A 13352-nucleotide genomic window follows, 5' to 3' on the forward strand; every position below is an offset into this window, starting at 1 on the left:
ACATTGAATCGACAGGGCCTACTTTAATTTGGTTATAAGCTTATAAAAAATCGTAATTCAGGATGGCAAATATCCGCCTAGCTGATATTTTGCATAAATGACCCCGGAACAACTGATAACTTTTGCCACCGTTGCCGAGCATGGCAACATCAGCCATGCGGCGTTGGCCTTGCATCTGTCGCAGCCGGCTGTCTCCGGCCAGCTCAAGCTGCTGCAGGACGCATTCGGCGAGCCCCTTTACCAGCGTGCCGGCCGCGGAGTGCGGCTTACTGCGGCCGGCGAGCAGCTGTTGGCCCATGCCGAACGCCTGCGCGAAACCTTTCGCCAGGCCCAGGCACTGCGCGACGCCATGCGCGGGCTGGAGCGCGGCACCTTGCGCATCGGTGCCAGCACTACGCCCGCCAGCTACCTGCTGCCTTACCTGATCGCCGACTTCCATGCGCAATACCCCGAGGTGCAGGTGAGCACCTTGCACGGCAATACCGCAGAGATCGTCTCGGCGCTGGGCAGTGTGGACATCGCCCTGATCGAAGGCCCGCCCGGGCAGGAATTGCCGCTGGGCACGGGTGTCACACCGTGGCGTGAGGACGAAATCGTCGCCATCGTGCCAAGCGCTCACCCGTTGGCCAATCAGGCGGGTCAGACGCTGGAAGCCTTGGGCAGCTATCCCTTGGTACTGCGTGAAAGCGGCTCCGGGGTTCGGCAGATCGTTGAACGGGCATTTGCGCGCAGTGGCGTGGCCATGCGCGTAGCGTTGGAAATTGCCGGCGTCGAAGGGGTGAAGGAGGCCGTGCGGGCGGGGATGGGCATTGGCTTCGTTTCGGCGATGTCGATCAGGCATGAAGGGGGCGCACTGCAGCGATTGCACATCGCCCCGCAGCCGTTGGTCAGGCACTTTTCCATTCTGCTGCCGCATGCGGCCACGCCCTCGCGGGCGGCGGCGCGGTTCATGGCATTGTGTACATGACACCCATGTCCGGCAGGGTAAGCGAGATTACTAGCGTCAGCAGTCAGGTCGCGCCGGCGCTGACGCAGAGGTCGCACGCCAGATGTTAACGGCCAGGGTGTTCCATCAACCCTGGCCATAGGAGATCAGCGATCGTCCTTGTTCATGCCGCTGTCTTCTTCGTCATCGAGTTGAGGGTCGGAATCCATGCCTTGTTCGACATCGGTACCGGCACGGCTCCCGGAGCCATGGCCACCCGTTGCGCCTTGTTGTGCACCACCCCCTGAGCGTTGCGGGTCGTTCTCCCACTTGTCTTCTGGCATCTGGCCGCCTTGATGCCCTGTGTCCCAAGGTTTTTGCGGGTCGTTAGAGACCTGGTCCGGGTTGTGCTGGGGAGTGCCGCCTTGTTGTCCACTTTTGCCTTGATCGTTAGCCATGATCTTGCACCTCGTGAATTCACACAGAAAAGGTTGTGTTTAATTCCGACGCCAGGTGCAAGGCACTCGCTCCCTCTACTTTTGTATTACCGGACGGGGTGCGCGAATGAATGTGAAGGCAGATGTATTGCGTCGTAAAAGCCGCTTGGCCAATAGGCCGGGCGGTGTATATGACAGTGATCAAGCCACTTTGAATACATGTTTAAGGTACGCCACGAAGTTCTCATCGCGGCACTGGGTCTTGCCTGGGCTGTCACTGATCTTGGCCACCGGCGCGCCGTTGCAGGCCGTCATTTTGATCACCATGTTCATGGGCTTGACGCCGGGAATATCGCAGGTGAGGTTGGTGCCGATGCCAAAACTCACATTGATGCGCCCGTGCAAGGCGCGGTACAGCCCAAGCGTCTTGGCGAAGTCCAGGCCATCGGAAAAGATCAGCGTTTTGCTCTGCGGGTCGATGCCCAGTTTCTGGTAGTGGGCGATGGCCTTTTCGGCCCATGCCAGCGGGTCGCCCGAGTCGTGGCGCAGGCCATCGAACAGCTTGGCAAAGTACAGGTCGAAATCGCCCATGAACGCGTCCATGGTGATGCAGTCGGTCAGCGCGATGCCCAGCAACCCACGGTATTCGCGTACCCAGCACTCAAGCGCGGCAGCCTGGCTGTCGACCAGGCGCGGGCCGAGTTGCTGGTGGGCCATGAACCATTCGTGGGCCATGGTACCGATGGGCTTGAGCTCGTATTCGCGGGCCAGGTGCACGTTGCTGGTGCCGACGAAGCGCCCCGGGAAATCGCGTTTGAGGGTATGTACCACGGTTTCCTGTACACGGTACGAAAAGCGCCGCCGGGTACCGAAATCAGCCAGCTGCAAGCCCGCCAGCTCGTCGGCACTGGCGTGGGCCTTGAGCCAGTCCAGTTTCTGGTACAGCCGCTCGCCCACCTGTTCCATCACCACTTCGCGATGGCGGTAGCGGTTGCGTACCTCGCTGATGATCGCCAGCAACGGGATCTCGTAAAGAATCACGTGCAGCCACGGCCCGCGCACACGGATTGCCAGTTGCCCGGCATCATCCAGGCCGACCTGGACATAGCGCAGGTTGAAGCGGAACAGGCTTAGGAAGCGGATGAAGTCCGGCTTGATGAACGGAATTTTCTCCAGATACGCCAGTTGGTCGTGGGTGACTGTGACGTCTGCCAGTTGCTCCACCTGATAGCGAATTTCAGCCAGGTAAGGCGAGAGGTCCTCGCCGTTACGGCAGCGAAACTCCCATTCCACCTCGGCGTTGGGGTAGTTGTGCAGCACCGCCTGCATCATGGTGATCTTGTAGAAGTCGGTGTCGAGCAGGTTCTGGATGATTCGTGGGCCGAAAACGCTTTCGCTCATGGGCGGTCTTCCTTGATCAGAGAGAGCTGGTGGTCGAGCGCGGCCTCGTCGCCGCAGAGGATGACGCCCTCGGCGGCCAGTGCGCCGCACGCTGCGATGGCGCCTTCCTGGGTCAGGGCGCGGCAGGCAGGCAAGTAAAGGAGTACCTGGAAGCCCGCCTGGCGCAACTGCCGGGCGGTGGTTTTGACGCAGTAGTCCAGGGCCAGGCCACCGACGATCACCGCGCCCACCTGCTGCACCTTGAGGTATTCGATGACGCCCGTGGAGCGGCGCTCGGCCAGGTCGTGGTAGCAGGCACCGTAGGGGTGCAGGTCGGGTTCGACGCCTTTCCACACGAAGTAGTCGTAATCGATGGGGGCGGGCAGGCCTGGCAGCAGTTCGAAGCCCGGCGTGCCCGGCACGCAGTGGCTGACCCAGGTCAGGTCGGCATTGGCCAGCGTCAGCGGTTGCAGCATTTGCCCAGGTTCTGTGACCACCCACGCGGCATTGGCCGGGTGCGCGTCCTTGCTGCCCAGGCGCAGGTCGGCGCGCAGGGCCATGGTGTTGAGATCGGCGGCGATTTCATTGCCTTCGGGCACCGGCAATTCCTGTGGGGCATTGGCGGTGAAGCCGTTTTGCGCGTCGACATCGAAACTGGCGATTTTCATGGGGCTCTCCTCGCTGGTCTGGCCATATAATTCACCTGGTGATATAAGTGTGTCAAGCACACGTCTTGCAGTTATCGATGCTTGCCCAAGTTAAGCGCTCTGGTGGAATATTACGTCATTGAGCAGTGGAGCCTTTTAGTGAGTACAGCCGAAGTCCTGGCCAGCGTCGATATCGTCGCCCTGCGCCTGGCCCCCGAAGCCCAGCATCTGCAAGTGTTGTTGCATCGCCGCGAGCGCGAGCCCCATGCTGCTCAGTGGGCTTTGCCCGGTGTGCTCGTCAATGGCCGCACCCCGGACACCAGCCTGGAGGCTGCTGCCGAGCGCGCGCTGGGCGAGAAGGCCCGGGTGCTGCCGCGTTACCTGGAGCAGGTAGGTACCGAAGGCAATGCCTTCCGCGACCCGCGCGGCTGGTCGTTGAGCACCTATTACCTGGCCTTGCTTGACCCTCGGCAGCAGGTTGAGGGTGACCAGTTGGCCTTTTTTGACCTGGCCAGTGTGTTGGGCCGCAAGGTCCTGCTTCCGTTCGATCACAACCTGCTGGTGGAGCGCGCTCGCGAGCGGCTGGCGAGCAAGACGGTGTACAGCAGCCTGCCGCTGAACCTGCTGGCCGAGAAGTTCACGGTGCTCGATGCATTGGGGGCGGTGCAGGCGTGCCTGGGCCAGGCCGTGAACAACACCTCGCTGCGCAAGCGCCTGGAGCGCCTGCGTGAGCTGGGTTGGGTGCGTGATACGGGGGAGAAGAATCAGCCGCGGCTCGGCAGGCCGCAGCAGTTGTATCAATATACGCCGCTGGGAGATCGGCCGTTCATGTTCGACCGTAGCTTACTGCCGGAAGGTGCTTGATCGCTCAAACTGTTCCGCGATTGTCCGTGGGGAGAAGCGGCCTGGTCTGACTGCCAGCGGGCAGCTTGCTGCACTTTGGGTAACTTAAAAAAACTCTGCACAGTGTGACGCTAAAGTGATCGACCTTGTTCGAAAGTGCGCTCAGCATCACTGAGCGGTGGCTGGCGGAGCCCTGAGCCGATCAACCGCCTGTTCCCTGGTGATTGTCACTCTGGCCCCCGCCGAATCCGCTGCCTGATCAGCTTGCAGCCGCGAGCTTGGCACTGGTCTGGCGACGGCGATAGGCACTGTCGCGGCTCGCCAGCCACCAGTACAGCGGCGAAGTGATCAGCAGGCCCACCAGCCAGGACAGGTCTGCACCGTTGATGTGCTCGGAGATCGGCCCCACGTACAGCGGCGTGTTCATGAACGGAATCTGCACCACGATACCCACTGCATAGGCGGTCAGCGCCTGCGGGTTGTAGCGCCCGTAGATACCGCCATCGACCTTGAAGATCGACTGGATGTCGTAGTCGCCCTTGTGAATCACGTAGAAGTCGATCAGGTTGATCGCGGTCCACGGCACCAGCACCACCAGCAACACCAGCACCATGTCGACGAAGTGGCCGATGAAGTCCGCCGAGGCGAACACCGCCACCACGCAGCAGGCCGCCAGCACGATCAGCGACAGGACCGCACGGCTCTTGGCTGTGGGGATCCAGCGGTAGGCGAAGGTCTGGATCAGGGTGATGATCGACAGCACTGCGCCATAGAGGTTGAGGGCGTTGTGGCTGATCACGCTGAGCAGGAAAAGTACCAGCATGATCGGGCCGAGGGTGCCGGTGGCGAGTTTGACCGCGTCCATGGTGTCCATGCCGGCGGGTATCGCCAGCACCGCCACGGCGCCAAAGATGAACGACAGGCTCGAGCCCAGTGCCGACCCCAGGTAGGTGGTCCAGAAGGTCGATGAGACCTTCACGTCAGCCGGCAGGTAACGCGAATAGTCCGACACGTAGGGAGCAAAGGCGATCTGCCACAGCGCCGCGAGCGACACGGTGGCCAGCCAGCCGGCTAGGTTGAAGCCGCCGCGGGTGAGGAAATCGTCGCTCTGCACGTGGCTGAAGATGTAGCCGAAACCGATCACGATGCCGATGCCCAGTACCCAGGTGCCGATACGGTTGAGCACGTGGATGAAGCGATAGCCGATGATGCCGATGATCCCCGAGCCCAGCGCGCCGATGACGATACCCACCGGTACCGGCACGCTGTCGACCACGCCATGCAGCGATTTGCCGGCCAGGACGATGTTGGAGGCGAAAAACCCGATGTACATCACGCCGGCGATCACCACCACCAGCAGTGCCCCGAGCGAGCCGAACTGGGCGCGGCTCTGGATCATCTGCGGGATGCCCATTTGCGGGCCCTGGGCCGAGTGCAGCGCCATCAGCACTCCGCCGACCAGGTGGCCAACCAGAATGGCGACGATGCCCCACAGCAGGTTCAGGTGAAACAGCTGTACGCCGAGCGCGCCGGTGACGATGGGCAGCGGCGCGATGTTGCCGCCGAACCACAGCGTGAACAGATCCCTTACCTTTCCATGGCGGTCTTGCGGGGGCACGTAGCCGATCGTGTGTTTTTCTATGAGGGGTGCCGAATTGGCTGCACTGGTCATGACTGACTCCAAGGCAAGGTGGGGCATCGGGTGCTGCCCGGGTGCGTGCCGGCGAAGGGCGACGCGTTCTTGTTGGAGCGATGATGCGGGGTGCGGGGGGAAGGAGAAATTAGTAAATATGTGCCCATAAACCTTAAAAAACCTAAGGCTGACAAAAGGTTAAGGGGCGAGTGGTAGCAAGGAGCGGGCCACCGGGCTGGGAGGCCCGGGTTTGGCAGGTTTGGGCAGGTACGGGTCCAAACGGGTGTGTGGTGTTGGTGCGAGCTGCCCGATTGAAGTGCATGCAGTTACATCGGCAGCATCCGGTCCTGAATCACCTCTTTCATCACCAGGGTCGAGCTCAAGCGCTTCACGTTGGGAATGCTGGTCAGCTGTTCGTCATACAGTTTCTGAAACGCCGGCAGGTCTTTTGCCACGACATGCAGCAGGTAATCCGGGTCGCCGAACAGCCGCTGCGCCTCGACGATCTGCGGTATTTCGCCCAGTGCCGCCTCGAAATCCGCGACCGGCTGACGGGTGACTTCGCGCAACGTGACGAACACCAGCGCGGCGAAGTTCAGCCCCAGGGCGCTTGGTGCCAGGCGAGCGTGGTAACCGAGGATGGCTCCCGAATCCTCCAGTGCCTTTAGCCGCCGATGGCAAGGCGACAGGCTCAGCCCCACGCGTTCAGCCAGTTCGGTAACCGACAAACGACCATCTTTCTGCAGTTCGGCAAGTATCTTGCGGTCTGTCCTGTCCACGGAGAAGAATCTTCCATCAATAAGGCTTGAAAGGGAAATATACGAAAGATAATCCCTCGATGGAATCCGTACGCTTTCCTCACTCCCAATCCAGTGAAGGAAGACTCAAGTGGCAATCAGTGTGCTGACGGCGTTCTGGGCCGTGTCATTGCTGTTCGTGATCACACCCGGTGCAGACTGGGCTTACGCCATCTCGGCCGGCATGCGCGGGCGCTGGGTGATGCCTGCGGTGGCAGGCATGCTGTCCGGGCATTTTCTGGCAACCCTGATCGTTGCAGCTGGCGTGGGTAGCCTGGTTGCCGGGCATCCGCTGGCCTTATTGTTGCTGACCTTGGCTGGCTGCACCTATCTGCTCTGGCTGGGCGGCAACCTGTTGCTGAGCCCGGCGGTGCCGCAAGGAGGGCCGGGTGATGCAGGCGATAGCGGCTCGCGCTGGGCGCTAAAAGGCTTTTGCGTGAGCGGGCTCAACCCCAAGGTGTTCCTGCTTTTCCTGGCCTTGCTGCCGCAATTCACCGACCCACAGTCGAGCTGGCCGGTGCCTGTGCAGATCCTGCTGCTGGGGTTGGTCCACCTGTGCAGTTCGCTGGTGATCTATCTGCTGGTCGGCTATGGCGCCAAAGCCGTCCTGAGTACCCGGCCGGAGGCGGCGAAGTGGGTCGGGCGGTTATCGGGAACGGCGATGATCCTGGTGGCGTTGGGGTTGATGATCGGGCAACTCGGCTGATGCTGCGCATGCTCGCCTGAGCGGGGGAGTAATTAACGGCGAATCCCTGGGAACGAACTGTTTATTGCACATCTCTTATCCTCAGATGGATGGCAATATGCCCGGGACATCCCAGACATGAAACCGCTTCAACGACACGAAACCCCCAATCCGCTACCACACTTCCTGCTCAATGGCGGTGCCATCGGCACACTGCTGCAGACGATGGACTGGAGCGACTCGCCGCTCGGCCCGCCTGAAGCATGGTCGCCCCACTTGCAGGCGGTGATGGCCACATTACTGCCTGCCCAGGCGCAGTTCGTGCTGTTCTGGGGTGAGGCCTTTGCTGCGCTTTACAATGACGCCTATGCGCCGACCATTGGCAGCAAGCATCCCCACGCATTGGGGCGTCCAGGCAAGGAATACTGGCGCGAACTGTGGCATGACCTCGAGCCGTTGCTGCGTGGCGTGCGTGAGACTGGCCAGACCTTCTCGGCCAAGGATCGCCCCTTTTATATAGAACGCCACGGATTGGGCGAGACGGTGTACTTCGATGTGTCTTATTCCGCGGTGCGTGAGGCCGATGGAAGTGTCGGCGGGGTGCTGTGCCTGGTCACCGAGACCACCGAGCGGGTGCGCCTCCAGCAGAATCAGGCGTTCTTGCTGGAGTTGGGCCGCACGTTGCCCGGGCTGGGTGAAGCAGACCGCATCGAAGCCTATGTGGTGAGCCGCCTGGCCGAGCACCTGGGGGCGGCGCAGGTCTGTTTTGGCGAAGATCAGGGCGACGGCGCGGGTTTCAAGGTCGCGCACGATTGGGCTGAGGGCGTGCCATCGCTGGTCGGTCAACACCACTATGCGACTTACGGCGCATCGCTGCATGAGCAACTGGCGGCAGGGCAGGTGGTGCAGCAGGCGTATGACAGTGCAACGTCACCCCTGAGCGGTCTGTGCTCCACGTTGCATGTGCCGGTGCTGCGTGGCGGTCGTCTGGAGGCCATGCTTGGCGTGCACTTTCACAGCACGCGCCAGTGCCTTGAAGAGGAATGCCAATTGGTGGAGGAAGCCGCCAAGCAGGGCTGGGCGGCCATCACACATGCCCGCGCAGAACGCGCCCTGCACCTGCTCAACGACAGCCTGGAGGAGCGCGTCACGGCGGCACTCGCCCAGCGTGAGGCGGCAATGCTGCAGTTGCACGAAGCGCACAAGCTGGAAATGATCGGACAGTTGACTGGCGGTATTGCCCATGACTTGAACAACATGCTCACGCCTATCATCGCCTCTTTCGAGCTGCTGCGCCGGCAGCCGCACTCCGAACGTGCCCCGCGCCTGATCGACGGGGGGCTGCAGGCTGCCGAGCGTGCGCGCAATCTGGTCGGGCGGTTGCTCAGCTTTGCCCGCCGACAAACTCTCAAGCCACAGGCCGTGTCGCTGGCCGCTCTGGTAGAGGACATGCACGAGCTGCTGGCCCGATCACTGGGGCCGACAGTTGCCGTGCAGGTACAGATTGACCCAGCCCTGCCTGCAGTCCTCGTAGACCCCCATCAACTGGAACTGGCGCTGCTTAACCTTGCGGTCAACGCCCGCGACGCCATGGGCGACGGTGGCACCTTGAGGATCTGCGCAGGGCTTGAGACCGACGGTCCCCCAAGGCCTGCGGGCCTCACCGAAGGGACGCTGGTGTGGTTGCAGGTTCGCGACAGTGGCAGTGGCATGGACGAAGATCAGTTGCGTCGCTGCGTCGAACCGTTCTATTCCACCAAAGGCGTGGGCAAGGGCACTGGTCTTGGCCTGCCGATGGTCCAGGGACTGGCCGTACAGTCCGGTGGCGGCTTCCAGATACGCTCGCAGCAAGGGGAGGGTACCGTTGCCACGTTATGGCTGCCGAGCAGCGATGTGGCTGCGGTGTGTCGTGACAGCGAAATGGCCGAGGTGCCGCTTGCCGACGGTGCACTTCGGGTGCTGTTGGTGGACGACGAGGAGATCGTGCGCCATGCCACAGCGCTGCAGTTGCGTGAACTGGGTTATCAGGTGACCGAAGCCGCCAGTGCCGCTGCAGCATTGCAGCTGCTGGAGAAGGGCTGGTGGCCGGATGTGCTGGTGACCGATCATGTCATGGCTGATATGACCGGGGTGCGGTTTGCTCAACAGATGCGCGAGCGTCAGGCAGACCTGCCGGTGTTGATCATTACCGGCTACGCCAACCTGACACCGCGCGAACTCAAGGGCTTCGAGGTGTTGCGCAAGCCGTACCGGCGCGCAGAACTGGCGCAGAGTGTGGCGCGCTTGCTTACCGGCAGGCCTTGACGGCCATCAGGGCGCCAGCACCTTCCCAAGCAGCAGGCATACTTGCTCGGCGGAGTAGGGCTTGGCCAGGAATGTGAATCCCTCGTGGCCGCCTTCGGCAATCGCGTCGCTGTAGCCGGAGGTGAGTATCACAGGCAATTGCGGGCACTGGCGGCGTAGCTCGCGGGCCAGGGCCAGGCCGCCCATACCGGGCATGACCACATCGGAAAATACGGCATCGAAGTCGCCCGCCGCGCCGTTCAACTCCATCAAGGCTTCTTCCGCAGAGTTCACCCAGCTGATCCGGTAGCCGTGGTCTTCGAGGATCTGTGCAGTGAAAGTGCCAAGGTCCGGGTTGTCTTCTACCACCAGTATTCTTCGCCGCGCGCCACTCACCTGCGATTGGCTCAACTCTGCGGCTGCATTGGCCTGCTCGGCAGGCTGTTCCACCTGTGGCAGGTACAGGGTGAAGGTCGTCCCTTGGCCCTGGATGCTGGCTACCTCTACATCGCCCCCGGATTGCTTGGCGAAGCCGAACACCTGCGACAGTCCAAGCCCTGTGCCTTCGCCGGGCGCCTTGGTGGTGAAGAACGGGTCGAAGATACGGTCGAGCAACTCGGCGGCGATGCCGACACCGCTGTCCACCACCGAGATGGCGGCAAACGGCCCTGGGTGCTCTTGCTGTTCGCGCAGGCCAGGCATGCTTTGGTTGGGCAGCAGGCGCAGGTGCAAGGTGCCTTCGCCAGCCATGGCGTCACGGCCGTTGAGCATCAGGTTGATCACAGCGGTTTCCAGTTGGCTGAGGTCGGCGCGGATGTGGCATGGCGTTGACGGCAACTCCAGTTTTACCTGGATCCGCGCGCCCGTAGCGGTATCAAGCATGTCGGCCATGGCCTGCAGGCGCGATCGGGCTTCGAATACTTGGGGGCTCAATGCCTGACGGCGGGCGAAGGCCAGCAACTGGCCGGTCAGCTTGGCGCCTCGGTCGACCGTGTCGGTAATGGTCTTGAGGTAGCGTTCGCGACGGCTGTCTTCGAGGTTGGGGCGTTGCAGGAAGTGCAGTGACGAGCGAATGATGGTCAGCAGATTGTTGAAGTCATGGGCCACGCCACCGGTCAGCTGGCCTATGGCTTCGAGCTTCTGGGCCTGGCGCAGCACGGCTTCGGTGTGCAGCAATTGGGTAGTGCGTTCTTCGACACGGTGTTCCAGGGTGGCATTGAGTGACTCTAGCGCAGCCAGCGCCTCACGCATTTCGGCATGGGACTGGACCCGCTGGATATGTGCCCAGCAACGTTCCGTCACTTCCCCGATCAGCGCCTGTTCGTAGCCCGTCCATCGCCGTGGCATTTTATCGTGGATGGCCATCAGTGCGGTGAGTCGGCCCCCCTTGACCAGTGGCATGCAAATGGTGGCAGTGATGCCAATGGCCTGGAAGGTGGCGGCTTCTTCCCTGGCCAACTCACTCAGGTTGTCGTTGATCACCAGCGGCAGACCCTTGCGCAGTTGGCTGACCGCCAGGCGGCCGAAGTCAGCCAGGCGATACTGGCCCAGCAGCCGCGGGGAGCCGGGTGCGACAGAGTCGCCGCAGATAGTGAAGCCATCTTGGTCGGCCTCCATTACGGCATAGGCGCAACTGGACAACTGCAGGTGCTCCAACAGCATGCCAGTGGTGATGGCCATTACTCGGTCCGAATCGGTGGCATTCGCCACAGCCCGGCCCAGGTCGTCAAGAAACGCCAGCCGCTGATTGGTGACCACGCTGGCGGTCGTTTCGGTGACCGTGTCGAGCATGCCCACCACATCGCCGTTCTGGTCACGGATAGGGCTGTAGCAGAAGGTGAAGTAAGCTCGCTCCGGGCCGCCGTTGCGGTCGATGGTCAGCGGGAAGTCCTCGATATAGACGGCTTCGCCACCCAGGGCGCGTTCGACCATAGCCGCGATGTCGGCCCAGGCCTCCTGCCATACTTCGCAAAACGGCTTGCCCAGCGCTTGCGGTTTTTTGCCAAGGATTGGCAGGAATGCGTCGTTGTGCAGAGTGAGCAGGTCTTGCCCCCAGAGAATTGCCTGGGGAAAGCGCGAGGCCAGACACAGGGCCACGGTGGTCTTGAGTACGTCAGGCCAGGTCTCGATCGGGCCCAGGGAGGTAGTGGACCAATCGTGATTGCGAATGCGTTCAGCCATCAGCCCGCCGCCGTCTAGCCATTTAGCCATGTGTGCTCTGCCCATCCTTCTGCCGGGGATGATAAGGGTGCACCGAGAATAGCGGATTGGCGAGGGCTTTTTGCTGTCTGTCCCGGAGACTAGGCCGCAGCAGGCTCAACGAATGAAGTGCACCTTGCCTGTGTCGTCATTGCCCATGTAGATCCCGTACACCCCAGCCTGCCGCTCGAGGATGTAACGCTCGAGAATCTGCCGTATCGCCGGGTAGTAGATCTCTTCCCAAGGGATCTGGTCGGGTTCGAAAAACGTGTAGGCCAGCGTCTCGGGCCCATACTGCCCGGTCTCCTCGGTGGCGATCGCGCGAAAGATGATGTACACCTCGCTGATTGTCGGCACGCTGAAGATCGAGTAGGGCGAGACGATTTCGGCACGCACGCCGCTTTCCTCCCACACCTCGCGCAGCGCTGCCTGCTCGGTGGTTTCGCCAGCCTCCATGAACCCGGCCGGCAACGTCCAGGTGCCTGGGCGGGGCGGGATCGCCCGCTGGCACAGCAGGTACTTGCCATCGCGCTCGATGATGCAGCCGGCGATGATTTTCGGGTTCACGTAGTGGACATAGCCGCACCCGGTACAGTGCAGGCGCTCGTGGGTGTCGCCGTCGGGAACGCCCCGGGCCAGTTCTGTGGTGCAGTGCGGGCAGTAGCGCGGGGCGTTGGGCATGGTCAGCGGCCTATGCGGGGTTCTATACGAGGTTCCTTGAGTGCCAAAGGCTCGACCATGTCGCGCACCTTGGTGTTGTCGTCCTGCTTCTGGCGCAGGTAGTCCAGCGCCACCTTGGCGGCGGCGCGCACATGATCGACCGAGGCCTGGTGGGCGACCAGCGGGTCGCCACTCTTGATGGCGTCGACGATCTTTTCCATTTCAAGGTTGCTGGCGCCACGGCGGTTTTGCTGCGACACCGAGGTGGCGCGCAGGTAGCTGATGCGCGCCTGCAACTGGCGCAGTTGCTGAGCTGCGACCTGATTTCCGGAGCCCTCGAGCAGCACCTCGTAGAAGCCTTGCACCGAGTCCAGCACCTGCTGCAACTCGCCTTCCTCGAGTGCTTCGCGGTTGACTTCCAGCGCCCGTTCCAGGGCCCGGATGTCCTTGGCTTTGGCATTGAGGGTGAACAGCTGCACGATCAGGCCTTCGAGTACACAGCGCAGCTCGTAGATATCGCGGGCGTCTTCCAGAGTGATGATGGCCACGCGTGGGCCCTTGGCATCGGCGAATTCCACCAGGCCTTCGGACTCCAGGTGACGCAGGGCTTCACGCACCGAGGTACGGCTGACGCCGAGGCGGTCACAGAGGTCGCGCTCGACCAGGCGATCGCCCGGGAGCAGGTGGAAATTCATGATCGCGCCGCGCAGCTTGTCGAGCACGATTTCACGCAGTGTTACGGGGTTGCGGTTGACCTTGAAGCTGTCGTCGAGTGGCTGGCGTTTCATCGGGTGCGCTCTTTATGAGGCTGTTTCGCCAACATCGCGGAACACCCCGAACCGAGGTGCTCCCTGCAGTGGTTC

Annotated in this window: 12 protein-coding genes; 4 read left to right on the forward strand and 8 right to left on the reverse strand. The window is 62.1% G+C overall.

The annotated features are described in order from the left end of the window. Positions 1-97 precede the first annotated feature (97 nt). Complete coding sequence (locus JET17_RS11425; protein WP_012314132.1) at positions 98-967, forward strand: LysR substrate-binding domain-containing protein; 870 nt, start codon at positions 98-100, stop codon at positions 965-967. 125 nt (positions 968-1092) lie between these two features. On the opposite strand, the gene JET17_RS11430 is transcribed toward JET17_RS11425, so the two are convergent. The 3 genes from JET17_RS11430 to JET17_RS11440 form a co-directional block, all read right to left on the reverse strand. Further along, positions 1093-1383, reverse strand: a complete 291-nt coding sequence (locus JET17_RS11430) for a hypothetical protein (protein ID WP_012314133.1) — start codon at positions 1381-1383, stop codon at positions 1093-1095. Between the two features lie 180 nt (positions 1384-1563). Then, positions 1564-2763, reverse strand: a complete 1200-nt coding sequence (gene pncB / locus JET17_RS11435; protein ID WP_012314134.1) for a nicotinate phosphoribosyltransferase — start codon at positions 2761-2763, stop codon at positions 1564-1566. Next, positions 2760-3410 carry an isochorismatase family protein gene (locus JET17_RS11440; protein ID WP_012314135.1) on the reverse strand — a complete coding sequence of 217 codons (651 nt, stop codon included), beginning with the start codon at positions 3408-3410 and terminating at the stop codon, positions 2760-2762. The genes pncB and JET17_RS11440 overlap by 4 nt, the downstream gene beginning before the upstream one ends. A gap of 138 nt (positions 3411-3548) precedes the next feature. Between JET17_RS11440 and JET17_RS11445 the strand changes: the two genes are divergently transcribed. Continuing rightward, positions 3549-4253 (forward strand): NUDIX hydrolase, encoded by a 705-nt coding sequence (locus tag JET17_RS11445; protein ID WP_012314136.1) that lies wholly within the window; start codon positions 3549-3551, stop codon positions 4251-4253. A 238-nt stretch (positions 4254-4491) separates the two neighbouring features. On the opposite strand, the gene JET17_RS11450 is transcribed toward JET17_RS11445, so the two are convergent. Both JET17_RS11450 and JET17_RS11455 read right to left on the reverse strand, forming a co-directional pair. Further along, positions 4492-5904 (reverse strand): purine-cytosine permease family protein, encoded by a 1413-nt coding sequence (locus JET17_RS11450; RefSeq protein WP_012314137.1) that lies wholly within the window; start codon positions 5902-5904, stop codon positions 4492-4494. A 287-nt stretch (positions 5905-6191) separates the two neighbouring features. Continuing rightward, positions 6192-6644 carry an Lrp/AsnC family transcriptional regulator gene (locus JET17_RS11455; RefSeq protein WP_012314138.1) on the reverse strand — a complete coding sequence of 151 codons (453 nt, stop codon included), beginning with the start codon at positions 6642-6644 and terminating at the stop codon, positions 6192-6194. 109 nt (positions 6645-6753) lie between these two features. On the opposite strand from JET17_RS11455, the gene JET17_RS11460 reads away from it, so the two are divergent. Both JET17_RS11460 and JET17_RS11465 read left to right on the forward strand, forming a co-directional pair. After that, positions 6754-7368: a LysE family translocator gene (locus JET17_RS11460; protein WP_012314139.1), complete on the forward strand. Its 615-nt coding sequence runs from the start codon at positions 6754-6756 to the stop codon at positions 7366-7368. A gap of 117 nt (positions 7369-7485) precedes the next feature. Then, complete coding sequence (locus JET17_RS11465; RefSeq protein ID WP_012314140.1) at positions 7486-9651, forward strand: response regulator; 2166 nt, start codon at positions 7486-7488, stop codon at positions 9649-9651. Between the two features lie 6 nt (positions 9652-9657). Here JET17_RS11465 and JET17_RS11470 read toward each other — a convergent pair whose 3' ends face one another. The 3 genes from JET17_RS11470 to JET17_RS11480 form a co-directional block, all read right to left on the reverse strand. After that, positions 9658-11841 carry an ATP-binding protein gene (locus JET17_RS11470; protein ID WP_042111385.1) on the reverse strand — a complete coding sequence of 728 codons (2184 nt, stop codon included), beginning with the start codon at positions 11839-11841 and terminating at the stop codon, positions 9658-9660. 105 nt (positions 11842-11946) lie between these two features. Next, positions 11947-12510 carry an NUDIX hydrolase gene (locus JET17_RS11475; protein WP_012314142.1) on the reverse strand — a complete coding sequence of 188 codons (564 nt, stop codon included), beginning with the start codon at positions 12508-12510 and terminating at the stop codon, positions 11947-11949. 2 nt (positions 12511-12512) lie between these two features. Then, the gene (locus JET17_RS11480) at positions 12513-13277 is read right to left on the reverse strand and encodes a GntR family transcriptional regulator (protein ID WP_012314143.1); all 765 of its coding nucleotides are present in this window, start codon (positions 13275-13277) and stop codon (positions 12513-12515) included. Positions 13278-13352: the final 75 nt, after the last annotated feature.

Source organism: Pseudomonas putida (genome assembly GCF_016406145.1).
Lineage (GTDB): Bacteria > Pseudomonadota > Gammaproteobacteria > Pseudomonadales > Pseudomonadaceae > Aquipseudomonas > Aquipseudomonas putida_E.

What these genes read in the sequence shown, in the direction of transcription:
- JET17_RS11425 (WP_012314132.1), top strand. Translation starts at nt 98, where the DNA reads ATGACCCCGGAACAACTGATAACTTTTGCCACCGTTGCCGAGCATGGC.
- JET17_RS11430 (WP_012314133.1), bottom strand. Translation starts at nt 1,383, where the DNA reads ATGGCTAACGATCAAGGCAAAAGTGGACAACAAGGCGGCACTCCCCAG.
- pncB (WP_012314134.1), bottom strand. Translation starts at nt 2,763, where the DNA reads ATGAGCGAAAGCGTTTTCGGCCCACGAATCATCCAGAACCTGCTCGAC.
- JET17_RS11440 (WP_012314135.1), bottom strand. Translation starts at nt 3,410, where the DNA reads ATGAAAATCGCCAGTTTCGATGTCGACGCGCAAAACGGCTTCACCGCC.
- JET17_RS11450 (WP_012314137.1), bottom strand. Translation starts at nt 5,904, where the DNA reads ATGACCAGTGCAGCCAATTCGGCACCCCTCATAGAAAAACACACGATC.
- JET17_RS11465 (WP_012314140.1), top strand. Translation starts at nt 7,486, where the DNA reads ATGAAACCGCTTCAACGACACGAAACCCCCAATCCGCTACCACACTTC.
- JET17_RS11470 (WP_042111385.1), bottom strand. Translation starts at nt 11,841, where the DNA reads ATGGCTAAATGGCTAGACGGCGGCGGGCTGATGGCTGAACGCATTCGC.
- JET17_RS11475 (WP_012314142.1), bottom strand. Translation starts at nt 12,510, where the DNA reads ATGCCCAACGCCCCGCGCTACTGCCCGCACTGCACCACAGAACTGGCC.
- JET17_RS11480 (WP_012314143.1), bottom strand. Translation starts at nt 13,277, where the DNA reads ATGAAACGCCAGCCACTCGACGACAGCTTCAAGGTCAACCGCAACCCC.